Origin of the sequence: Peptostreptococcus russellii, assembly GCF_900110295.1 — a bacterium.
Taxonomy (GTDB): domain Bacteria; phylum Bacillota; class Clostridia; order Peptostreptococcales; family Peptostreptococcaceae; genus Peptostreptococcus; species Peptostreptococcus russellii_A.
Map to the genome: position 1 here is coordinate 64,864 of NZ_FODF01000003.1, position 25,337 is coordinate 90,200.

Genomic DNA, 25,337 nt, shown 5'->3' on the forward strand with positions numbered 1-25,337 from the left:
AACATAAAATTATTGTGTATAATATTCTATGTGTGCAATCCTTGCATGGTATTATTAGATGATAAGAAAAATATTAGATAAAGGGGAAGATGTATGAGATGGATAAGTGATAGATTTGATTTTCTTAGTGCTACAGTTTTTTCAGTAGGAATTTTTGGAATTGCGGCACTGATAAAAAGCATTGTCGATCTTTTTAGAGGTTTTATGGCCAAAAGTTATTTGGCGACGGAAAGCGTAATTACAAGAGGAGATATTTTTACTGTAATAGTAGTGATAGTAGGAGTTCTTTTTATTATATACAAAATGTATACATCACCTGAAAATATGACTCAGGAAGAAGATAATAGAAGGCAACTTTTCTACAAAATGATAATACTATTAATGCTTTTAGGAGCAATGTTATCATATTCAAAGCCTGTATTTTTAGTTGTTTTATTTAAGGTTAAATCCATAGAATTGTTTATGTTTGGATTTGTTGTATTCATGACATATAGAGTTGTAAAGAAGAAATTATATAATTAAATTTAAAAAAGAGGTATTGGGATGAAGAAAATATTATTAATTGCAACTGGTGGTACTATTGCCTCTAAGCCAACAGAAGTAGGTTTAGTACCTAGTATTACAAGTGATGAAATTCTTGAACTTGCCCCACATATTGCAGATTTATGTGAAGTAAGTGCTATTCAGCTAATGAACATAGATAGTAGTAATATGAGTCCAAAAGGCTGGATAAAAATAGCGAACTGTGTAAAGGAAAACTATGAAAATTATGATGGTTTTGTAATAACTCATGGAACAGATACTTTGGCGTATACAGCCTCTGCTTTATCTTATCTTATACAGAATTCAAAGAAACCAGTAGTAATGACTGGGTCTCAGAAATCTATATATCTAGAAGATACAGATGCTAGAAAGAATTTATATGATTCTTTTATATATGCTTGTGATGAAAAGGCATGTGGAGTACATATAGTGTTTGATTCTAAAATAATAGTAGGAACAAGAGCTAGAAAAACAAGAACTCATAGTTATAATGCCTTTGATAGTGTTGATTATCCTACGGTTGGAATAGTATTCAATGGTAGAGTAATTTATTATTTAGAAGAAAAAATCGAGGGAGAAACTATCTTCTATGATGAATTAAATACAAATGTAAATATTTTAAAGCTAGTTCCTGGAATAAGTCCAGATTTATTTGAGTTTATAGGTAAGGCATCAGATGTTTTGATAATAGAAGGATTTGGTGTAGGTGGAATACCTTGCTATGACGGAGATAACTCACTAGTTGAAAAGCTTCATGAATTGAAAAAACAGGGAAAAATAATTATACTTTCAACATCTGTGCCACATGAAGGTAGCAATATGGAAGTTTATCAAGTGGGCTATGAAATAAAGGGAAACCTTCACCTTCTTGAAAATTATAATATGACAACAGAATCTACTGTATGTAAAATGATGTGGATTACAGCTATAACAAAAGATGTAGAAGAAGTAGAGAAAATGTTTTATAAGCCAATATCACATGATATAGTTTACTAAAATATGAAGAATCAATTTTAAAATATAGTAAACCTCTTATGTAAAAATATGACATAAGAGGTTTTTTGTGTGGAAATTTTTATTGTCTTTTTATGGAATAAAAAGTATTTTTTTGATATAGTAAAGGGGTGGCTTTGTGACTAAAAAATATATTTTTATAAATAGAAATATAGGACTTTTATAAATGAAAAATATTAGGTCACAGTATAGGTTATTTTGTATTTTTAGTATTAGTACATTTAGCTGTAAAAGTATATATAGAAAGGCAAAATATATTTGGAAGGGAGATAGTTATGACGAAAAGAGTAGCTGTAATAAGTGCCATTCTGGAAAATCCAGCCTTATGTCAGAGTGAGTTTAATAATACTATATCGGAGTATAAGGGTATTGTAAAAGGCAGAATGGGCATACCATTTGAAGATGAAGGAATGTCTGTAGTAAGTATTACTGTAATTGCCACACTTAATGAAATAAATGGACTTACAGGAAGGCTTGGAACAATAGAGCATGTTACTGTTAAGACGGCTATTTCCAAAAAGGAGATGCCATGTCCATAGAAAATGGAAAAAACAGAATAAATAGCTATGTTGTGGCAGCCAGTGAATGGGAAAGAAAAAAAGGCAGTTCAAACAATGTATATATGTCTCAAGATTTTCAAGAAGAAAGATATTCTATTTCTGATGATGAAGAAATTATCAAAAAAGGTAAAGAGCATATACAAAAGATAATAATAGAGACTCTTTATAAGGAGCATGATCTAAGTGATAAGGACCTTATTTGGCTTATAGATAATATAGACAATAAGGGAAAAAAACTTCTTTTTGAGAAATCAAAATCTTTAAGAGACAAGTATTACGGAAAGAAAGTTTATCTTAGAGGTCTTATAGAGTTTACGAATTATTGTAAAAGAGAGTGTAGGTATTGTGGGATTAATGCCTATAATAAAAAAGCAGTTAGATATAGGTTGACCAAGGAAGAAATATTGGAGTGTTGTGAAAATGGAAGAAAATTAGGATATAGCACTTTTGTTCTTCAAGGTGGTGAAGATTCATATTTTAAAGATGAAGTAATGGTAGATATAGTTAAATCTATAAAAAAGAAATATAAGGGATGTGCAGTAACTCTTTCAATAGGAGAGAGAAGTTATGAAAGTTATAAGGTTTTGAGAGAGGCAGGAGTAGATAGATTTTTGCTTAGACATGAAACTGTAAATGAGGAACTTTATAGATGGCTACATCCAAAATCAAAATTTGAAACTAGAAAAAACTGTTTACTTAATCTGAAAAAGCTGGGTTATCAAACTGGAGCAGGATTTATGGTTGGACTTCCTTGGTACACGACAAAAGATTATGTAGGAGATTTAAGGTTTATAAAAAACTTACAAGCTGAAATGGTGGGGATAGGACCATATATTACACATGAAGACACAAGTATGAAAGATTATAAAAGTGGAGATTTAGAAACTACTATATTGATGCTTTCTCTTGTAAGAATGTTGCTTCCTAAAGTATTGCTTCCGGCTACAACAGCTCTTGGAACAATATCAAAAGATGGAAGAAAGGCGGGATTAGATGTAGGATGCAATGTAATTATGCCTAATTTATCGCCTGAAAATCATAGAAAAGATTACTCGCTTTACAATAATAAAAAAAGTAGTGGAAGTGAGTCTGCACAAGCCCTAAAACTTATAGTTGATGAAATTGAAAAGTATGGCTATAAATGTGATATGGCTAGGGGCGATAGTAAGATGCTTGATTCTTCTATTTAAAAGTAAGTATATATACATATAAAGCTAAAGATTAGAAAAATACTAAAAAATACATGCTAGTCTAAATATGTCTGACAAAAAAGAAATTATCTGATTTGAAAGGTGGAAAAACAATGACAAGAAAAAGATTCGATGAAAATATGAAGATAGACAGAGAGTATGTTCTATCTTTAATTGAAGGTGCAAAAGAAACTACAAAAGAGGAAATAGACAGAATTCTAGAAAAGGCTAAAAATAAAAAGGGGCTTGAACACTCTGAAGTAGCAGCTCTTTTGGAAATTGAAGATAAAGAGCAGGTAAAGAAGTTATTTGAAATAGCAGGTCAAGTAAAGAAAGATGTCTATGGAAATAGAATAGTACTTTTTGCTCCATTATATATAAGCGATTATTGTGTAAATAACTGTGTATACTGTGGATATAAATGTAAAAATAAATTTGTAAGAAGAAGACTTACAATGGATGAAATAAGAAAAGAAGTAGAAATACTTGAAAAAATGGGACATAAAAGATTGGCTCTTGAAGCAGGTGAAGACCCTGTTAACTGTCCAATAGAATATGTTCTTGAATCAATAAAGACAATATATGATACATATGAAAAAAACGGAGCTATAAGAAGAATAAATGTAAATATAGCAGCTACAACTGTGGAAAACTACAAGAAGTTAAAAGAAGCTCAAATAGGAACATATATACTTTTCCAAGAATCATATGATGAAGAAGTGTATAAGAAAATGCATCCGAACTGCTTGAAGGGAAATTATGATTATCATACTACTGCCTTTGACAGAGCTATGGAAGGTGGAATAGATGATGTAGGAGCTGGAGTTTTGTTTGGACTTGCAGATCCTAAGTTTGAAGTTTTGAGTTTGATGATGCATAATCAACATCTTGAAAAGAAGTTTGGAGTAGGTTTCCATACAATATCAGTTCCTAGGTTAAGACCAGCAGAAGGAGTAACACTTGAAAACTTCCCACATCTTGTAGATGATGATATGTTTAAGAAGATAGTTGCAATTATAAGATTGGCAGTTCCTTATACTGGAATGATTCTTTCAACTAGAGAAGATGAAGAGATGAGAAAAGAACTTCTTGAATATGGAATATCTCAGGTAAGTGCTGGTTCATGTACAGGTGTAGGTGGATATGAAGAAGCTATGAATGGAAAGAATGTAGATCAGTTTGAAAAAGCCGACGAAAGAACACCTATAGAAGTAATAGAAGATTTAATAGATCATAATTATATTCCAAGTTATTGTACAGCCTGTTATAGAACAGGAAGAACAGGTGAAAAGTTTATGAATATAGCGAAATCTGAAAAGATTCACTATATGTGTAAGCCAAATGCCTTAACTACATTGATGGAATATGCAATAGATTATGGAGATGAAAGATTTCTTAAAAAGGCAGAGAAGTTTGTAAGAGAACAGGCTTCTACAATAGATAGGGGTGATATAAAAAAATTCATTCTTGCTAATATAGACAAACTTAAAAATGGCGAAAGAGACCTGTATATATAGTCAAAAAGGATGTATAGAAAATGAATAAGACACCTATGGCAAATAGAAAAAGTATAGTTCTTGCAGGTAATAGAAATGCTGGAAAGTCCACTCTTTTTAATAAATTAATAGGACATGAAAGATCTATTGTATCCGATGTAGCGGGAACTACAACAGATCCTGTTTGGAAGGCATCAGAAATTATAGGATTTGGTCCAGTAAAAATTGTAGATACAGCTGGAATTGATGATATAGGAGTATTGGGTGCTCAAAGAGTAAAAAAGAGTCAAGAAGAATTAAAAGAAGCTGATTTGATAATATATCTTATAAATATTTTAGAAATAAAAGACATTTCTGAAACAAAAAATATTATTGAAGCTTTTAAGAAAAAATACTCAGATAAGCAGATAATATTTGCAATAAATAAATGCGATCTAAAAGATAAAGAAACATTAAATAGATTAAAAGATAGTTTTGAAGACGTCGAGTTTATATCTGATAAAAGTGAGGCTTCATATGAAAGAATCTTATCTAAAATAATAGAAAAGCTAAAAAACACAGAAGAAGAAAAAGATCTTTTAGAGGGAATGCTTGAAGCGGGAGAGACTGCTTTATTAGTAGTACCTATTGATACAGAAGCGCCAAAAGGAAGATTGATACTTCCTCAAGTACAGTTAATAAGAGCATGTCTAGACAATGGTATAAAAATAGTTGTATGCAGAGACGAAGAACTAGAAGAAACTATATCAGAAATAAAAAAAATAGACCTTGTAATTACAGACTCAAAAGTATTTGAGAAAGTAGGAAAGATAGTTCCAAAGGACATAAAAATTACAAGCTTTTCTATACTTTTTGCAAGACAAAAAGGAGACATAGATGAGTTTTTAAATGGAGCAAGAAAACTAAATGAATTGAAAGACGGAGAAAAAATACTTATAGCTGAGTCTTGTACTCATACAGTTTCACATGAGGATATAGGTCAGGTGGTAATACCAAATCTGATAAAAAAGAAAACAGGAAAAAAACTTGAATTTGTATTTTCATATGGAAAGACTTTGCCTGAAAACCTAAATGATTTTGCCTTAATAATCCAGTGTGGTGGATGTATGATGAGCAGAAATAATATGATGAATAGAGTATATAAGGCAAGAAAGAAGAATATTCCTATTACAAATTATGGAGTAGTACTGGCATATTTAAAGGGAGTATTTGAAAGAGCTGTATATTAATTGAAGTATAGTATACAATAGTATAATGATTTCTAAAGCAGTATGTCAATAAAATTGAACATACTGCTTTTTTTATAGCAAATATCTTTTAATATATGTTATAATATACGGAATGAATTTAATTTATCTAGGAGGCACTTATGAGTATGTTATTTGCTTTAGGTCTTGGTACTGGTATTTTTTGTGGTATCTGGGGTCTAATATCTTCATTACCTTCTCTAGGACTTGTTACATGGATAGGTTTTGCAGGATGCACAGCCTATTTTGCATGTGGAAAGCATGGTCTTGAAGGTGTAAAAACAGCAATTTTTTCAACTATGTCTGGAATGATATCTGCACTTTTTGCGATGTTTGTATCAGGATTTATACCAGGATCAATAGTATTTGCTGCATTAATGACAGGAATTATATCTGCAACAATGTGTTGGCAGGCAAAGGCTAAGCAACTTTGGTTTATACCAGGAGCTTTTATTGGATGCTTTTCTACATTTGGAGCTGCGTCAATGGGGCTAAATGTTTTGGGAGGAGATCTTCCAAAAGTAATAATATCTTTCCTATGTGGAGCTATATTAGCCCTATGTTGTGATACAAGCGGGCAGTGGTTTTTCAAAAAATTTGGTAAAGAATAAGAGTAATAAAATAATAGGAATATGCTATAATTATAGTATGGTTATGTATAGTAACCATACTTTTTTTCTTATAGACTTATTATGTATATAAGAATAAAACAGAATAAATTTAAGAAAATCTTTTAAAAGATTTTTAGAGATTTTTAAGAGGAGAAAAGATGAAAAGAAGTAGACGTGCTAAAAGGTTGCTTTATATAGGTTTTTCCTTAGTTATTATACTTGGAATAGCAAGCTATTCACATTTTAAATCAAATAGGCACGATGAGTATGCAAGTATACAGAAACCTTTGGAAGATAAAAGTGCAATAAAAAATGGTGTAGTAGTAAATGATGAAAAAGATAAAGAAGATATAAAGGTAAAAAAGTTTGAAAAAATAACAAAGAATAAAAAGGAAAAAACTAAAAATCATAAATATCCATATTATACTTTGGGGGACATCGGTGATGCTAAATATAGAATGCCAAAAGTAATAGATCCCATGCCACCTACAGGAATGACGGTCGATAACATAGATGAGACACCAGATGGAATAAACAGAAATGTAGTAAATGTACCATTTAATAAATATGTTATATTTTATCCTCAACATCAGGATGATGAAGTTTTGTGGGCGGGAAGCGCTATAAGATATGCTGTAAGAACAAGAGGAGCAGACCATGTATTTATAGCATTGGTATCTTCTGGAACAGGACATAAGGTGTTTAAAGAGGAAGAGTTTAAGGGTATGACTCTAAAAGAGAAGGCAGAATATAGAAATAGAGAATTTTTGGATTCTTGCAAACATCTTGGGATACCAAGAAAAAATATATTTTTTCTGTATAAGCAAAGGGATGATTGGAAGACAGATTTTAATCTTGAAAGAGAATTTGCTTTGAAAATGGAAAGTAAATATAAGAGTGTAACACATATAACACATTCGTATAAGTATGATGATCATTTTATGCATAGGGCAAATGGAGAAACTCTGTATAAATTATGGGTAAATGGAGATATAAAAGACTTGAGATTTTATATAAAACCATTTCTACTAGAATATGTAGATGCTTCATTGAATAATCTAAATGTATATTCAGTTTACAATAAGGAAGATTACGATAGAATCAGAAATGCATGTAGAGCATACAAATATATAAATCCTGCTATGTATAGGGCAGGAATTGGGTATAAAACAGACTATATGAGTTTTGATAAATTAGTATACAATAAAGAGGAAAGATCATTTATAATAATACAAAATAATAAAATAAAAGGATAGAAGATTTTTAAATCGGAAGGAGAATAATAATATGAGAAATGAAACAGTGGAAAGATTATTAGGACATAGAAGTATAAGAGCTTACAAGGATAAAGCAGTAGAAAAGGAAATAGTAGACAATTTAATTGAGGTTGCAAATCATACATCTACAAGTATGGGCATGCAGTCATTTAGCATTATAAGAGTTACTGATAAGGAAAAAAGAACCAAAATAGCAAGTATATGTAATCAGGAATATGTAAAAGATGCTCCTGAATTTTGGGTTTTTATTGCAGATCTTTACAGAAATTCTTCAATAGCAGCAGAGCAAGATTGTTATCTTGACACAAGAAATGATGCAGATAGATTTTTCCAAGGATTTACAGATGCTTGTCTAGCGGCACAAAATGTTTTAGTTGCAGCGGAATCATATGGATTAGGTGGAGTATTTTTTGGAAGTATTTCAAACGACCTTGCAGGAATTATAGAAGTATTGAATTTACCAGAATATACTTTTCCTGTTTTAGGTCTTGGAATAGGTTATCCTGATCAAGAACCACTTTTAAAGCCAAGAATGGATTCTAAATTTAAAGTATTTGAAAATGAATACAAAAAAGAGGAGAATTACCTTGATGCCTTGAAAGAATATGATGAAGAGATGAAAAAGTATTATGATATGAGAAATCCAAGTAAGTATCTTGATGAGTTTACAAAGCAGGTAGTAAATATTCTTACTGCAGCAAATGATAAAAAGAGCCATATAATTACTGTTATGAGAAAGCAAGGATTTAATCTTGAACTTGAATATATACCTGAAAGTGAAATAAGAACTATGTTCAAAAAAACTCCTGAAAAGATAGAGAAGAAGGAGTTTGAGGAAAGTAAATCAGGGTTGAAACTAGATACAAATCTTCAGGAATTATTTGATATGTATCCTTTTGTAAAGTCATATCTTTTATCTATAAACCCTAAGTTCAATAAAATAGCGGCAATGAGTATGTCGGGTAGACTCAATGAAATGACTATGACAGACCTTGCAGATATGGGAGAGATGCCAGCAGATTCACTTATTTATATGATAGAATCGAGAATTGACGAGGAATAAAATGAGGTGGAATGATAATAACCTAGATAAGCCTAAAGTTTTTGATAGCAAAGATTTAAGTGAAGATACACAAAAAATTATGCTTGATAAGATTCAAGAAAGGCTTAAAGAAGAGGAAGACTATACTGAAGAATTTAAGGCATATGAAGAATATAAAATAAGTGAAAAGAAAAAAAGAAAAAAGATTTTAATAATAGTAACAGTAATAATTTTAGTTCTGATTTCAGCAGTAAGTTTTTTTACAGTTAGGAAAATGTCGAGAATAACAAACATGGAGTATGAAGCTCAAGAATATATAAAAAAAGAAGAGTATGACAAGGCGGCAGAAATATATAAAAAACTATATGAAGAAACTGAAGATGCTGAGTATATACAAAACTATAGATTTGTTTCCAAAAACGTAGAGAATAAGGAACTTTTTAAAGAAGCAGAAAATAATATGAAGTTAAAGGATTATGAAGGTGTAATAGAGATTTTACTTACAATATCAACTAATGATGATAAAGTAGCAGATAAGATTAATTCTCAAATTAGTATTGCATCAAAGGCTTGGCTAGATGAAATAAAGGGCTATTATGACTCTGGCAACCTAGACAAATGTGTTTCTGAAATTAATAAGTTTGTAAATTTATTACCTGATAACATAAGTGGAATAGACTTTAGAAATCAAGTAGTAAAAAATGATAAATCAGATTTAGAGAAGTCCAAGAAAGGCTTTATTGAAGATAAGAAAGAAATAGAAAAATTAAGCACAAAAGCAAGTAAAAAAATGCTTGAAAAATCAAGGGCTATAGTAGGTACACAACAGTATATTACAGTTGAAAATGCTAATGTAAGAGAAAAACCTAATAGAGATGCCAATGTTTCTGGTTTAGTACATAAGGGTGAAAAAATATATATAGAAGATACTTATGTTGAAGCTTCTAACAATATATGGTGTAAGGTAATTTACTCAGAAAATAAGACGCAGAAAACAGGTTGGATATCTTTCAATATAATAAGTGGAAATTAAAAAATATTAATAGATTATCGCTGAAACTGTAGAAGAATTTTGCAGTTTTGTATAATAAAAAGGAGGCATAATTATGAATTTTTCTACGACCTTTGCTGTAGCGATGATAGTCCTACTGGGAGTTTTATCCCAGTGGGTTGCATGGAAAATATCAAAGCCAGCTATAGTAATTATGAGTGCATGTGGGCTAATAGTAGGTCCCATATTAAATTTAATAGTTCCAGCAGAACTAATAGGTGATGGGATGTACAAATCCATCATATCGCTATCTGTTGCATTGATACTATTTGAAGGAAGTTTATCTCTTAATTTTGAAGAAATCAAAGATACAAGACTTACAATTAAGAGAATAGTAACAATAGGAGCTTTTATTGCTTGGATATTAGGAAGTTTAAGTGCATATTTCTTTGCAGGACTTTCTTTAACAACATCTCTTGTAATAGGGGCAATACTAATCGTAACAGGACCTACTGTAATTCTTCCATTATTAAGACAGGCAAAACTAGATAAAAAGGTTTCATCAATTTTAAAATGGGAAGGGATATTAGTAGATCCACTGGGAGCTATACTAGCTGTATTTTCATTTGAGCTTGCGGGAGTTTTTACATCACCTTCATCAGCCAATGTACATAACTTGATACAGTTTGGTATAGGAATAATAGTAGCTGTAATAATAGGATTTTTAATAGGACTTCTTACAGGAAAAGCTCTTAGAGAAGACTATTTCCCTGAATATTTAAAGGCAGCTATGGTACTTTGTTTGGTAATAGTGGCATTTACTTTAAGCGAATTATTCTCACATGAAACAGGACTTCTTGCAGTTACTGTAATGGGTGTTGTAATGGCAAATATGAAGATACCTACTCTAGATGATATACTTCATTTTAATGAGAATATATCTATAATTCTTACATCATCAGTATTTATTATGCTTACGGCATCGCTATCAAGAGATGTTTTACTAAATATATTCCAGCCAGGAATTATACTTTTTGTTTTGGCAATGCTATTTATAGTAAGACCTTTGTCAATATGGATATCGACTATAGGAACAGATATTAGCAATAAGGAAAGGGCTTTGGTAGGCTGGATTGCTCCAAGAGGAATAGTTGCCCTTACTGTGACAGGTTATTTTTCAACTTTGCTTGTTGAAGAGGGGTATCAAGACGCTGAAATGCTTCTTGCACTTACCTTTGCATTGGTAATAGTAACAGTTATAGCACATGGATTTTCAATACAACCACTTGCCAAAAAATTAGGTCTTGCACATGATGGAAAACCAGGGCTTTTAATAGTGGGAGCAAATACATTTTCTGTTGCCTTGGCTGAATTTTTAAAAGATGAAAATATACCTACATTAACTGTAGAATACAATGACAGATACCTTAATCATGCCATTGAAAGAGGTATTGAATATCATCAGGGTGAAATATTATACGAAGTCGCAAACTATAATCTTGACTTGGTAATATACAAGAAGATGCTTCTTAATACACCGATACCTTTATATAATGTATTAGTATCAAAACAATTTTCAACAAAAATGGGAAGAGCAAATATATGTCTAGTAAATGTACTAGGAGATAAGTTAAAAGATAATTTTAAAGAACTAAATCATATAGATGTTCCAAGATTAGGAGATTATAGAGCAACATATCTTAAACTTATAGGTCTGATAAATGAAGGTTACAGTTTTAATAAAATACAAATAACAGAAGATTTTACTGAAGAAGATTATTATGAAAATATGGATTATAGAAGAGTAAATCTTTTTGTAATGACAAAGTTAGGAGATATAGAATTCTTTACAACAATAAAGCATCCAAAAGTTTCAGTAGGAGATTATATAGTGTCTCTAGCTCCTGATGAAATTCACGATGAAGGAAAAGATCAGGATATAACTGGTGATGAAGCGGCATTTAAAGTTTTATCACAATTATAGTTTTGATAAATGAATTTAAATTTTATTTCAAAAGAGATAGATTTAGGATAGGTATATTTAAAAGTCCCTAGAAAACTTTCTAGGGACCTTTATTTTATTTCTTACAAACAAATATAAACTCATTTGCTGAAGAAAGATCTTCTCTAAATACATAATTATCTTCTGAAAAGTTTTTTAGAAGCTCTGGGTCTTGTATTTTGTTTTTTACTATATAGGCTAGCATCTTTCCACGAGCCATTTTAGAGGCTGTAGATTCAACTTTTAATTTAGAGTTTTTATCTACTTTAAAAACACATGAAATATACTTTTCATTATTTAAATACTTTCTAATGGCTTTGGAGTACTCGTCAGAAGCTAGATTTATAATTATATCATCAGATTCTTTGGATAAGTTGTCATAAATATCAGAGGCCCAAAAGTCATATAGATTTTTTGTATTTTCAACTGAAATCTTTGACAAAAAGTCTAGTCTATATGGATATATAGAGTCATTTGTTTTTAAAACTCCATATAAAGCAGAAAGAATTCTAATGTGTTTTTGAGCAAAATTAAAATTATCTTCTGTAAAGCTATCCAGTCCTATATTTTTATACTGTATACCATTATAGGCTAGAAGTGCAGGAGTACCCTCTTTATCGAATTTAAAATTAGCAAAACGTTCAAAGTTTAGTTTAGCTATTTTATCATTTACCTTCATAGCCTTTTTTATATCTTCTTGACTGAAGTTTTTTAGTTTATCAATTATTTTCTCAGATTTGTCTATTAGAGCAGGAATAGAGTCTGCTTTAATTTCTATATCGTCATTAAAACCCTTAGCAGGGGAAATCAATATTATCATATAAAAATCCTTTCTATAAAAATTATCTAATAATAAGTATACCAGATTAGAAGGAATTTCAAACTTATCGAATGATAACATCATATAAAAGGCATAAAGTTCGTAAAAAATACGATTATTTTGATTATTTTTCAAAAAACTATTGAAAAAAACTGTATATTAAGTTATGATTTTAGTATAAAGTTCGTATTTAATAGAATATTTAAAGGTGAAAAATTATACAACATATTGTAAAAACTATAGAATAATCTATTATTGGCGAAAAAATTATACAAAATTTGTAAAATTTACTTTCAAAGAGCAATATAGTGTTTTTTAAAGCGTATTGTTCGGGAAAAATGGTATTTAAAAGGAGAATGTTAAGTTATGAAAATTGCGGTAGTTATGGGATCAAAGTCAGATTTACCTAAATTAGAAAGTGGAATAGAATTAATGAAAAGTTTTGGTGTAGAAGTAGTTGTGAGAATTTTATCTGCACATAGAACTCCAGTAGCTTTAACTCAATTTCTAAACGAAATAAAGGATGATACAGATGTAATAATAGCGGCAGCAGGTAAGGCAGCACACCTTCCAGGTGTAATAGCAGCTCAGACTCTTATACCAGTAGTAGGGCTTCCGATTAAGTCTTCTACAATGGATGGTCTTGATTCACTTCTTTCAATGGTTCAGATGCCAAGTGGAATACCAGTTGCAACTGTTACAATAGATTCTGGAACTAATGCGGCTTTGATGGCTTTACAAATAGCAGCTATAAAGGATGATGAAGTGAAATATAAGCTTTCAGAGTATAGAAATGAAATGGCAAGAAAAGTTTTAGCAGATGATGCTTCAATACAGTAAGATTAATTGATAAGAGTTATATAGAAAACAATAATAAATATAAAAATAGATGGAAACAAATATTAAAATAGAATATTTCCAATTTGAAATAAAATTCTCATTGGTTATTTAAAAATATAAAGAAACTTATTAATATAGGAGAATGGGAGATGGCGATGTTAACTTATAAGAATTCAGGTGTAAATATTGACGAGGGTAATAGAGCAGTAGATTTAATAAAGGGGAAGATAAAGGAAACATACGATTCAAATGTTGTTGGTGACCTTGGAAACTTCAGTGGTTCTTACTCTATAAAGGACTTTATGGGAATGGAAGAACCTATACTTCTAGCATCTACAGATGGCGTAGGTACAAAATTAAAGATAGCTCAGATGATGGATAAACATAATACAGTAGGTATAGACCTAGTAGCAATGTGTGTAAATGATTTAATTTGTCAGGGAGCAAAGCCTTTATTTTTCTTAGACTATATAGCACTTGGAAAGCTTGTTCCTGAACATATAGAAAAAATAGTAAGTGGTATAGCTGACGGTTGTAAGATGAGTAGTTGTGCTCTTATAGGTGGGGAAACTGCAGAGATGCCGGGAATGTATGGAGAAGATGATTACGATCTAGCAGGATTTTCTATAGGTATAGCAGATAAGAAAAAAGTTGTTTCAGGAGCAGATGTAAAATCTGGTGATGTACTTGTAGGTATATCTTCAAGTGGTATTCATAGTAACGGATTTTCATTTATAAGAAAAATATTCCTTGATGAGTATAAATATGACTTATCAAAGTATGTTGATGAGTTGAATATGAGTTTAGGAGATGCACTTCTTACTCCTACTAAGATATATGTTGACCTTGCGCTTGATGCAATAAAGAACAACAATATAAAGGCAATAGCTCATATAACAGGTGGTGGTCTTATAGAAAATATTGTAAGAGTAATACCTAAGGGACTAGGTCTTGATATAGAAACAAAATCATGGGAAAAGGCTCCTATCTTCAAAATGATAGAAGGCTTTGATGCAATAGATAAAAGAGAACTTCACAAGAGCTTTAACATGGGGGTAGGTCTTGTGATGATAGTTAACAAGGAAGATGTAAACAAACTTGTAGATTTTGTAAACAACAGAGAAAATAAGAATATAGCTTTTGTAGAAGATAAATACAAGGAACTAATGGAAGATAAGGCATATATCATCGGTGAAGTAACTGAAAAACACGAAGGTGTAGAGCTTATATAAGATTTTAACTAATTCTGGACTTCATAGTCATCCAAATATAACCTTAAAATAAATTATATCAACCAATGTAATTTGGCTATGAAGTCCAATTGTATTTATATAAAGAGTTTTTACTGTGCAGGTAAAACTTTTACTAGGGGAGGAAAGCTGATGAAAAAGATAGCGGTTCTGATTTCAGGTGGTGGAACTAATCTACAGTCAATAATAGACGCTGTAGAAGCTGGAAAAATAAAGGGAGAAATCAGATTAGTTATATCTAACAAGGAAGATGCCTATGGATTGGAAAGAGCTAGAAAACACAATATATGTGCAGTGTTTGACAATGATGAAGCATCGATAATTGATAGACTAAAAAGTGAAGAAATAGATCTTGTTGTATTGGCAGGATTTTTGAAGATATTAAGCTCTAATTTTACTAGGGCATTTGAAAATAAAATAATTAATATACATCCTTCTCTTATACCAGCATTTTGTGGTAAGGGATACTATGGATTAAAGGTACATCAGTCTGCAGTAGACTATGGTGTGAAGGTTAGTGGAGCAACAGTGCATTTTGTAGATGAAAATGCAGATACAGGTCCTATAATTTCACAGGAAACAGTAAAAGTACTTCCTGATGATACAGCAGAAATTCTTCAAAAGAGAGTTTTAGAAGTTGAACATAGGATACTTCCAATGGTAGTTTCTAAGTTTTGTGACAACAAAATTATAGTAGAAGGAAGAAAAGTATTTATAGAAGAATAAAAGTATTTAAGGAATAATTAAAATATAATATAGAGTTTGTCTGGCTAGATCTTATTAAAAACAAGACTAGTCTATACAGACTTTGCTTTTTAGATTTGAAAGGGGTTTATAAGTAATGAAAAGAGCGCTGATAAGTGTAACTGATAAGACAGGTGTAGTAGAATTTGCAAAGAAACTTAATGAATTAGGATATGAAATTATTTCTACAGGAAACACATTTAAAAAGCTTGATGAGAATGGAGTAAATGTAATTTCTATTGAAGATGTAACACATTTTCCAGAAATTTTGGATGGAAGAGTAAAGACACTTAATCCATATGTTCATGGAGGAATTCTTTATAAGAGAGATTTGCAGCCTCACGTTGATACAGTTGAAAAACACAATATCGGACCTATTGATATGGTAGTTGTAAGCCTTTATGATTTTGAAGGTGCTGTAAGAAGTGGAAAATCACATGATGAAATAGTAGAAAATATAGATATAGGTGGACCTTCAATGATAAGATCTGCATCTAAAAACTATAAAGATGTAACAGTAGTTGTAGATATAAATGACTATGATATGGTAATAAAGAAGCTTGAAGAAGGCGGCCTAACTGTTGAAGACAGAAGAAAGCTTGCTTATAAGGCATTTTCAGTAACAGCAAGATACGATACTTTAATCTCTTCATATTTTGCAGAAGTTGTAGAAGATAAGTATCCTGAAATACTTAATCTGACATTTGAAAAGGATACTGAATTAAGATATGGTGAAAATGCACATCAGAGAGGATTTTTATACTCTCAACCAAATGCCAAGAATCCTATACTTAACTTTGAACAGCTTCATGGAAAAGAGTTATCTTTCAATAATATCAATGACCTATACGGATGTTTAGAATTTATGAGAGAATTTAAAGACGATGAAGATGTATGTGCAGTAGCTATCAAACATGCAAATGCTTGTGGTGTAGGTCTAGGAAAGACTTCTCTTGAAGCATATACAAAGTGTTATGAGTCAGATAAGGTTTCAATATTTGGAGGAATAATAGGGATTACTTCAAAGATAGATAAGGCTACAGCAGAAATACTAAACAAAATTTTCTTTGAAATAATAGTAGCTTACGATTTTGATGAAGAAGCTCTTGAAATATTGAAGTCAAAGAAAAATCTTAGAATTTTAAAGCTTGCAAAGATAGAAGATAGCAAGCAAAAATTCGATATGAAGTATCTTGATGGCAAACTTCTTTTACAGGATAGAGATTTTATAAAAGATGAAAAGCAGGAAGTAGTAACAAAGAAAGCTCCTACAAAGGAAGAATTAAAAGATATGGAATTTGGTATGAAGGTTGTGAAGAACTTAAAATCAAATGCCATAGCAATAGTAAAAGATGGTCAAACATTAGCAATGGGTTGTGGTCAGACTTCTAGAATATGGGCTTTGAGTAATGCAATAGAAAATAATAAAGATGAGAAGAACTTTGAAGGTGCAGTTCTTGCATCAGATGCCTTTTTCCCATTTGATGACTGCGTAAGACTTGCAGCAGAATATGGAATAAAATCTATAGTTCAACCAGGTGGATCAATAAGAGATGAAGATTCAATTAAGGCTTGTGATGAATTAGGACTTTCAATGGTATTTACAGGAGCAAGACACTTTAAACACTAAAATATAGAGTATAATTAAGAATTAAAGGGATATTAAAAGATAAAATTAAGAGAAATAGCTAAACATAGAACGGAAATAAAAAACAAAAGAAAAATAAAAAAACGATTAAAAATTAATAGTGTAATTAGCTTAGAAATTAGAGATTTGAACAAAAAACATGAAATAAGTAATGTAAAAATATATATAAAGTAAAATGCTGCTTTAAAGCATAGGTACTGTAAATGGTAACAACTTAAATATTATAAAAGCAAAAGTTAAGAAGGAAATTATCTTTCTTAACTTTTGCATGAAATTTTGAATTTGAAAACAATAGCCTAGGGGCTTTAAAATATTTGCAATTATTTAAGAATTGGGGGATTCAATATGAAAATTTTAGTAGTAGGCGGCGGTGGTAGAGAACACGCTATATGCTGGAAACTAAGTCAGGAAAAAAATGTTGAAAAAATCTACTGTGCACCTGGAAATGCAGGAATAGCAGAAGTTGCAGAATGTGTAGATATTCCTGTAACAGAATTAGAGAGACTTGCTGATTTTGCAGAAGAAAAAGAAATTGATCTTACTGTAGTAGGTCCTGAACTTCCGCTTGTAATGGGAATTACAGATTTATTTAATGAGAGAGGTCTTAGAGTATTTGGACCAAACAAGCAGTGTTCACAGCTAGAAGGAAGTAAACTTTTTTCTAAGGAGTTTATGGTAAGACATAATATACCTACTGCAAAATATAAGGAATACACAGATTTAGAGGAAGCTAAGTCTGAGATAGATAGCTTTGGATATCCTGTAGCTGTAAAGGCAGATGGTCTTGCAGCTGGAAAGGGAGTAATTATAGCCAAGGATAAAGAAGAGGCAATAGATGCTTTAGAGACTATAATGAAGGATAAAAAGTTCGGAAAAGCAGGTAGCCTTGTAGTAGTTGAAGAATTTCTTTCTGGTGTTGAAACATCTATACTTGCTTTGGTAGATAAAAACACTATTGTAGCTATGGAAAGTGCAAAAGATCATAAAAAGATATTTGAATTTGAAACAGGTCCTAATACTGGTGGAATGGGAACTTTCTCACCTAGTACAATATATAATGACGAACTTTCAAAGAGGGTGTATGATGAAGTTTTACTTAAATCTTTAGAAGGATTTAAAAAGGATAATCTTGATTTTAGAGGAATATTATTTGTAGGACTTATGATTACTGACGAGGGAGAGAAGGTTTTAGAATATAATTGTAGATTCGGAGATCCTGAAATTCAGTCTATACTTATGAGATTAGACAGCGACCTTTCTGAAATAATGATGGCGATAACAGAAGATAGACTATCTGAAGTAGAAATAAAATATTCAGATGACGCAGCAGTTTGTGTAATACTTGCATCAGGAGGATACCCTGAAAGCTATGAAAAGGGCAAGGAAATTACGGGACTAGATAAACTAGATGATGATATTGTAGTATTCCATAGTGGAACAAAAATATCTGACGGGAAGATAGTTACAAATGGTGGACGAGTTCTTGGAGTATGTGCAAGAGCCAAAGACCTAGAAACAGCTGCCAATAAAGTATATGAAAATATAGATAGAATAAAATTTGATAAAGTACACTACAGAAAGGATATAGGAAGAAAATATGAAGAAGGTAAATAGAGTTTTTGTTGAGAAAAAAGAAGGTTTTGATTTAGAGTCTGTAGCTATGCAAAATGATATAGCTGACAGTCTTCACATAGATACAGGGAGAGTAAGAGTAATAAATAGATACGATATAGAGGGTATCAGCGAAAGTATATACAAAAAGGTTTCGGAAACAATACTTTCAGAACCCAATCTAGATAATGTATATTATGAAGAAATACCCAATCTAAAGGGAGAAAGAATGTTTGCAATAGAATATCTTCCTGGACAGTACGACCAAAGAGCAGATTGGGCTTCTATGTGTGCAGAAGTAGTAAATGAAGGAAATAGACCTAAGATAAATTCATCAAAACTTATAATAATAGAAAATGAAATTTCAGATGAAGATTTTGCAAGAATAAAGAATTATCTTATAAATGCAGTAGATAGTAGAGAAGCTTCTCTAGAAAAACCTGAAACACTTGAAGTAGAGTATGAAGTACCAGAAACAGTAGAAATATTAGAAGGATTTAGAGAACTTGATGAAGAAGGGCTTGCGAAGTTTTTAAAAGAACAGGGATTAGCAATGTCTAATGATGATTTAAAGTTAATACAGGCATATTTTAGAGATGATGAAAAAAGAGACCCTACTATTACAGAAATCAAGGTTCTAGATACATATTGGTCAGATCATTGTAGACATACTACATTTATGACTAAGTTAGAAGATGTTGAAATTGCAGAAGGTAGATTTACAGATGCAATTCAGGAAACTTATGACAAGTATCTTGAAGATAGAATATATTTGGATAGAAAAAAGGACATCTGTCTTATGGATATAGCTACATTAGCTATGAAGAAACTAAAAAAAGATGGAAAGCTTAAAGATTTAGATGAGAGTGAAGAAATAAACGCTTGTAGTATTAATATAGATGTTGAAATTGACGGCAAGAATGAAGAATATCTTCTAATGTTTAAGAATGAAACACACAACCACCCTACTGAAATAGAACCTTTTGGTGGAGCAGCAACTTGTCTAGGTGGAGCTATAAGAGATCCACTTTCAGGAAGAAGCTATGTATATCAGGCAATGAGAGTAACAGGATCTGCAGATCCAAGAACATCTCTTGAAGATACACTTCCAGGCAAGTTAATGCAAAAGAAGATTACCACTGAAGCTGCTAATGGATATAGCTCTTATGGTAACCAGATAGGACTTGCAACTGGTCAAGTGGCAGAAGTATATGATGAAAATTTTGTAGCTAAGAGAATGGAAGTAGGAGCAGTAATAGCTGCAGCCCCAAAGGAAAATGTAATTAGAAAAAGACCTGAAACAGGCGATGTAATAATACTTCTTGGTGGTAAAACAGGAAGAGATGGTTGTGGTGGTGCTACTGGATCATCTAAGGAACATAGTGAAGAGAGTATATCTACTTGTTCAGCAGAAGTTCAAAAGGGAGATGCTCCTAATGAAAGAAAAATTCAGAGATTCTTTAGAAACTCAGAAGCAGCAAAGATGATAAAAAGATGTAATGACTTTGGTGCAGGTGGTGTTTCAGTTGCAATAGGAGAAATAGCTGATAGTTTAGATATAAACTTAGATTTAGTTCCAAAGAAATATGATGGTTTAGACGGAACAGAACTTGCTATTTCAGAATCACAGGAAAGAATGGCAGTTGCTATAGATAAGGAAAATATGAATAGATTTATAGAATTAGCTAATTTAGAAAATCTTGAAGCTACTCATGTTGCAACTGTTACTGATACAGGATATATGAGATTATTCTGGAATGGAAAGGCAATAGTAGATATAAAGAGAGAATTCCTTGATACAAACGGATATCAGCAAAAGGCAAGTATTAAGGTAGAAGAAATAGATGAAGAATCAAAATATGAAGAACTTTTAGATAGAACAAAGAACTTTAAAACTTTGGAAGAAAAGTATCTAGAAGCAATGAAAGATTTAAATGTTTGTTCACAAAGAGGTCTTACAGAAAAATTTGATAACACAATAGGTGGAAATACGATAATAGCTCCACTAGGAGGTAAGTATCAGGCTACACCAGCAAACGGTATGGTTGCTAAGATACCGGTATTAGGAGCAGAGACAAATACTTCTTCAATAATGACATTTGGATACAATCCTAAGATAGGTAAGTGGTCTCCATTCCACGGCGCACTTAATGCAGTAGCAGAATCAGTTGCCAAACTAGTAGCTTTAGGTGGAGATTACTCAACAGCAAGACTTACATTCCAGGAGTACTTTGAAAAGTTGGGAGAGGACTCTACTAAGTGGGCAAAACCATTCTCAGCACTTCTTGGAGCATATTATGCACAGTCATCATTTGAAATACCTGCAATAGGTGGTAAGGACAGTATGAGTGGTACTTTCAATGATATAGATGTACCTCCTACTTTAGTATCTTTTGCGGTGAATACAGCAGATGCAGAAAAGGTAGTATCTCAAGAATTCAAGGAAGCTAATAGTGCAGTAGTACTTTTAGAAACACCAGAAAAAGACTATGCTTTCCCTGATTTTGAAATAATGAAAAATAACTTTAGAGTCTTACACAAGGCTATACTTGAAGGAAAAATAAAGGCAGCTTATGCACTAGGTTATGGTGGAATAGGTGAAGCTATTGCAAAGATGGGATTTGGTAATAAAATAGGAATGAGCTTTGATGAAGGAGTTTCTGAACTATTCTTAGATAAGGATCAGCTATTTAAGCAAAGTTATGGAAGTATAATAGTAGAGATGGATTCAAGTGATTTAGACATACTTGATGGTTCAAACTACATAGTAATAGGTAAAACAATAGACAAGCCAGTAATAGATGTATTTGGAGATATAATAGAATTAGATAGGTTATATAATGCATCTTTAGAGCCACTAGAGAATATATTCCCTATAAAGGCTAGCAAAGAAATTACTTCTCCAATAGAAAATATCAGTTATATAAACGATAAAAAGCCAGCAAAGTCATCTCTAAGTATAGTAAAACCTAGAGTATTTATACCAGCTTTCCCTGGAACAAACTGCGAGTATGATTCAGCTAGAGCTTTTGAAAGAGCAGGAGCAGAAGCCAAGATAGGCATATTTAGAAATATGAGCTATAAGGATATAGAAGCATCAATTGACATGATGGTTGAAGAAATCAATAAGAGTCAGATAATAATGCTTCCAGGAGGATTCTCTGCAGGAGATGAGCCAGATGGTTCAGCTAAATTTATAGCAACAGTATTTAGAAATCCTAAGATTGAAGAGGCAGTGATGAATCTTCTAAATAATAGAGATGGTCTAATGCTAGGTATTTGTAATGGTTTCCAGGCTTTAATAAAATTAGGTCTAGTACCATATGGAGAAATAAAAACACCTTCAGCTGATATGCCTACACTTACATATAATGATATAGGACGTCATCAGGCTAAGATGGTAAATACAAGAGTAGCATCAAACAAATCTCCTTGGATGGCAGCTACAGAAGTTGGAGATATACACACAATAGCAATATCTCATGGAGAAGGTAAGTTTGTAGCAAGTGATGAAGTAATGAAAAAACTTATAGAAAATGGTCAGGTAGCTACTCAGTATGTAGACTTTGAAGGAAATGCTACATATGATCCAGACTTTAATCCAAATGGCTCATATTATGCAGTAGAAGGTATAACTTCTTTAGATGGAAGAATACTAGGTAAGATGGGACATTCAGAAAGAAGAGGAGATTTTGTAATTAAAAACGTAGTTGGAGAAAAAGATCAAAAACTATTTGAATCAGGAGTAAAATACTTTAAGTAAAATTGCTGAAGTTTAAAAATCATAAATATAAAGTAAAAGTTCAATTTAGTAAGTTATATTTACTGACTGCTAGAAGGCTAGCAGAAAAATTTAAGTAGGAATCAACAGATTCAGTAATTGCAGATATATAAAATAAGGTAGATAGCGTAAGCTATCTGCTTTATTTTTTTGAAAAAAATATAAATACAAAAAAAGAGATTAAAAATAGGAAAAAATGGTAAAAGAAAGCATATAAATAGAAAATTAAAAAAGAGAACTTAGATAAAAATAAAATAAAGTTTATCATAATAGATACTTTTCTAGTGAAATAGTAGAAAAAATATAATAAAAAAGTGGAAATTTAGTTTGAGATTAAAATTAACCTTCGAAAAAATTCACATAACAAATGAATTTAGAAAATTTAAAATATAACTATAATTATATAAAAAATTAACGAAAATATAATAAAATTTAAGAAAATAGAAAAAAAGTTTTTCTTTTAAAGAAAAACATGATAATATAAAAAAGCCTATTTTAATACTTATATTATGTAATTTACTATTTTATACATTTCTTTCCATTGTTAAGAATTAGTCGTTATTAATATTTTTATCTATTATAGATATAATGGTATTAGAAAATAAGAACAAGATAATGACTGTGATTCAATAGAGATGTATAAGAGCCGATTACAAGAGTCGATTGAATATAATGATATATAGTTTTATCGAGTTAAGTATATAGGTGAATATATTAGAATTTATTAAGGAGGGATATGAATGGATTTTTACAATTTTGAAAGTAGAGAGTTAAGACTTCTTAATATACTGGAAGGCAGTCAGATAGTAAAAGAATCATATTTAAAAAGTTTATTTTCAGTAAGTTTAAAAACAATAAATAATGATGTGAAAGCCCTTAACGGTTTGTTTAAAGACTTGGCTGTTATAAGGCATGATAAAGAGCGATACTCAATGTTTATTATAGATTTAGAAAAATATTTATTGAGAAAAAATGAAATCTATAAGTCAAGAATAGATTTTAATAGTGTGAAAATTAGAATGTCCTATATATTTGTAAAGTTGGCTACCAATAAAAGTTATATTATGGATGATTTAACTGAAGAAATGTCAATTAGCAAGAGCACTCTAAATAGTGATATATCAAAGCTTAAACAAGTTTTAAAACCTTATAGGATAAGTATAGAAAGCAAGACAAATAAGGGGATATGGTTAGAAGGAAGCGAAATAGATATTAGATTCTGCGTAATGGAGAATATGTTTCGATATGCTTACAAGGAAAACCTTTTTGAAATTTCCGATGAAGCAAGGATAAAAGAAATATTGAAAAAGTACGATGTGGAGACATCTCTTATAAAGTCACTAATGAAATATCTTACAGTATCTATAGACAGATATCAGGCAGGATTTTTAGTAGAAATGAATGATAACGATGAAGAAATTCTAGATAATTACTATCTTTCAATAGTAGATGAAATAAGCGATTATATAAAAGAAAAATACTTAATAAAACTTCCTGACGAAGAAAAAGCATTTATTTCAATATGTTTTATTACTAGCAATATAAGCATCAATATAAGAAAACTAGAAGATAACTTAGATAATTACACTGAATACAATAATCTTGTTGAAAATATTTTAAATGATATAGAAGAAGTATACGGTGTAAATATAGATAGAAAATATGTAAATAAAGAGTTCATGTATCATCTTTTTTTCATGATAAAAAGAATACAGTATGGAATAAGAAGTAGAAATGAGCTAAAAGAAAAAATAAAAGAAAAATATGTTATTTCATATAAAATGGCAAAGACGGCAAGTAAAACAATAGAAAGAAATTATCCCTATAAAGTATGTGATGATGAAGTTGCTTTCCTTGCAATGTATTTTGAGTTATTTGTAAACAATATGAATAGCAAAAAAAGTTTGAATGCACTTTTAATATCTGACTCTAGTAATTTGTGTAAAAAGTTGATGATTCAAGAAATAAAGAAGCAACAAGGCGGAAACATAAATATTACACATACAAGTAGTAGTGAATTAGATAGAAATCTAGATGAATATGATTTTGTAATTTCAACTATTAGAAAGGACATTGATACTCAAGCACCTGTAATATATCAAGATGAGATTTTAGATATATCTTATGTTTGTAGAAGAATAGATGCCCTAAGAATTTTAGGTAAAGATATTACTTTAGTAAGAGGTCTTGATTCAATATTGATAAGTTCTCTTACTGAAGAAACATTTTACATAGCCAATAGTAAAAAAACATATTCGGAAAATATAGGAAATGTTTTAGATGATCTTTATGAAAAAAACATAATAGATGAGGAATTTAGACAAACTATTAATCAAAAAATAAAAAGCAGTGCATCGCTTTTTACAAAGAAAATAGCAGTTCCCCATGCAGTTAATAAGTCCACTGATGATATTGTAGTATCAATGATTGTTTCAAAAAATGGTACATCAGACTATCCAGATTTGAGATTGATTATACTTCTGGGAATACCTGAAGAAGCTGATAGCAGTACGCTTTTAGTAAGATTGTATGAGGAAATAACAACTGTAATTAGAGATGAAAAATTTATAGAAGGCATCGGTAATGTAGAAGATTACCATAGAGTGGTTGATTACTTTATACATAATTCAAACAATATAAATGATATAAGTAATGGAATATAAAGGAGGT

General features: G+C 30.8%; 19 protein-coding genes. 18 read left to right on the forward strand and 1 reads right to left on the reverse strand.

Going from position 1 to position 25,337, the window contains the following annotated elements; all coding sequences use genetic code 11:
• The first annotated feature begins 93 nt into the window (after window positions 1-93).
• From BMY82_RS02845 to BMY82_RS02895, 11 genes are all read left to right on the forward strand, one after another.
• Window positions 94-522 (forward strand): hypothetical protein, encoded by a 429-nt coding sequence (locus BMY82_RS02845; protein WP_091974472.1) that lies wholly within the window; start codon window positions 94-96, stop codon window positions 520-522.
• Window positions 523-543: 21 nt separating this feature from the next.
• Entirely contained in the window at window positions 544-1,539 is a 996-nt protein-coding gene (locus BMY82_RS02850) for an asparaginase (protein ID WP_091974473.1), read from the forward strand.
• A gap of 293 nt (window positions 1,540-1,832) precedes the next feature.
• Window positions 1,833-2,096 carry a TM1266 family iron-only hydrogenase system putative regulator gene (locus tag BMY82_RS02855; protein WP_091974475.1) on the forward strand — a complete coding sequence of 88 codons (264 nt, stop codon included), beginning with the start codon at window positions 1,833-1,835 and terminating at the stop codon, window positions 2,094-2,096.
• Window positions 2,087-3,307 (forward strand): [FeFe] hydrogenase H-cluster radical SAM maturase HydE, encoded by a 1,221-nt coding sequence (gene hydE / locus BMY82_RS02860; protein ID WP_330386660.1) that lies wholly within the window; start codon window positions 2,087-2,089, stop codon window positions 3,305-3,307. The genes BMY82_RS02855 and hydE overlap by 10 nt, the downstream gene beginning before the upstream one ends.
• Window positions 3,308-3,420: 113 nt before the next feature.
• Window positions 3,421-4,824, forward strand: coding sequence for a [FeFe] hydrogenase H-cluster radical SAM maturase HydG (gene hydG, locus BMY82_RS02865; protein ID WP_091974477.1), 1,404 nt, complete (start codon window positions 3,421-3,423; stop codon window positions 4,822-4,824).
• A 20-nt stretch (window positions 4,825-4,844) separates the two neighbouring features.
• Window positions 4,845-6,032, forward strand: coding sequence for a [FeFe] hydrogenase H-cluster maturation GTPase HydF (gene hydF / locus BMY82_RS02870; RefSeq protein ID WP_091974479.1), 1,188 nt, complete (start codon window positions 4,845-4,847; stop codon window positions 6,030-6,032).
• A 140-nt stretch (window positions 6,033-6,172) separates the two neighbouring features.
• Window positions 6,173-6,661, forward strand: a complete 489-nt coding sequence (locus BMY82_RS02875) for a DUF1097 domain-containing protein (protein ID WP_091974481.1) — start codon at window positions 6,173-6,175, stop codon at window positions 6,659-6,661.
• A 158-nt stretch (window positions 6,662-6,819) separates the two neighbouring features.
• Window positions 6,820-7,917 (forward strand): PIG-L family deacetylase, encoded by a 1,098-nt coding sequence (locus BMY82_RS02880; protein ID WP_242938897.1) that lies wholly within the window; start codon window positions 6,820-6,822, stop codon window positions 7,915-7,917.
• A 31-nt stretch (window positions 7,918-7,948) separates the two neighbouring features.
• Window positions 7,949-9,001 carry an NADPH-dependent oxidoreductase gene (locus BMY82_RS02885; RefSeq protein ID WP_091974483.1) on the forward strand — a complete coding sequence of 351 codons (1,053 nt, stop codon included), beginning with the start codon at window positions 7,949-7,951 and terminating at the stop codon, window positions 8,999-9,001.
• 1 nt (window position 9,002) lies between these two features.
• On the forward strand, window positions 9,003-10,013 hold the full coding sequence (locus tag BMY82_RS02890; protein ID WP_091974485.1) for an SH3 domain-containing protein: 1,011 nt from the start codon (window positions 9,003-9,005) through the stop codon (window positions 10,011-10,013).
• 73 nt (window positions 10,014-10,086) lie between these two features.
• Window positions 10,087-11,955: a cation:proton antiporter gene (locus BMY82_RS02895; RefSeq protein WP_091974487.1), complete on the forward strand. Its 1,869-nt coding sequence runs from the start codon at window positions 10,087-10,089 to the stop codon at window positions 11,953-11,955.
• A 94-nt stretch (window positions 11,956-12,049) separates the two neighbouring features.
• On the opposite strand, the gene yaaA is transcribed toward BMY82_RS02895, so the two are convergent.
• Complete coding sequence (gene yaaA, locus BMY82_RS02900; protein WP_091974489.1) at window positions 12,050-12,793, reverse strand: peroxide stress protein YaaA; 744 nt, start codon at window positions 12,791-12,793, stop codon at window positions 12,050-12,052.
• Window positions 12,794-13,159: 366 nt separating this feature from the next.
• Here yaaA and purE point away from each other — a divergent pair, with 366 nt between their 5' ends.
• The 7 genes from purE to BMY82_RS02935 all read left to right on the forward strand — a co-directional run bounded on the left by purE (window position 13,160) and on the right by BMY82_RS02935 (window position 25,330).
• Complete coding sequence (purE, locus tag BMY82_RS02905; protein ID WP_091974490.1) at window positions 13,160-13,633, forward strand: 5-(carboxyamino)imidazole ribonucleotide mutase; 474 nt, start codon at window positions 13,160-13,162, stop codon at window positions 13,631-13,633.
• A 155-nt stretch (window positions 13,634-13,788) separates the two neighbouring features.
• The gene (purM, locus tag BMY82_RS02910; RefSeq protein ID WP_091974657.1) at window positions 13,789-14,865 is read left to right on the forward strand and encodes a phosphoribosylformylglycinamidine cyclo-ligase; all 1,077 of its coding nucleotides are present in this window, start codon (window positions 13,789-13,791) and stop codon (window positions 14,863-14,865) included.
• Window positions 14,866-15,015: 150 nt separating this feature from the next.
• Window positions 15,016-15,609 carry a phosphoribosylglycinamide formyltransferase gene (purN, locus tag BMY82_RS02915; protein ID WP_091974492.1) on the forward strand — a complete coding sequence of 198 codons (594 nt, stop codon included), beginning with the start codon at window positions 15,016-15,018 and terminating at the stop codon, window positions 15,607-15,609.
• Between the two features lie 115 nt (window positions 15,610-15,724).
• Complete coding sequence (gene purH / locus BMY82_RS02920) at window positions 15,725-17,257, forward strand: bifunctional phosphoribosylaminoimidazolecarboxamide formyltransferase/IMP cyclohydrolase (RefSeq protein ID WP_091974494.1); 1,533 nt, start codon at window positions 15,725-15,727, stop codon at window positions 17,255-17,257.
• Window positions 17,258-17,620: 363 nt separating this feature from the next.
• On the forward strand, window positions 17,621-18,889 hold the full coding sequence (gene purD, locus BMY82_RS02925; RefSeq protein WP_091974497.1) for a phosphoribosylamine--glycine ligase: 1,269 nt from the start codon (window positions 17,621-17,623) through the stop codon (window positions 18,887-18,889).
• Window positions 18,873-22,649, forward strand: coding sequence for a phosphoribosylformylglycinamidine synthase (locus BMY82_RS02930; protein ID WP_091974499.1), 3,777 nt, complete (start codon window positions 18,873-18,875; stop codon window positions 22,647-22,649). The genes purD and BMY82_RS02930 overlap by 17 nt, the downstream gene beginning before the upstream one ends.
• Window positions 22,650-23,407: 758 nt before the next feature.
• On the forward strand, window positions 23,408-25,330 hold the full coding sequence (locus BMY82_RS02935) for a BglG family transcription antiterminator (protein WP_091974501.1): 1,923 nt from the start codon (window positions 23,408-23,410) through the stop codon (window positions 25,328-25,330).
• Window positions 25,331-25,337: the final 7 nt, after the last annotated feature.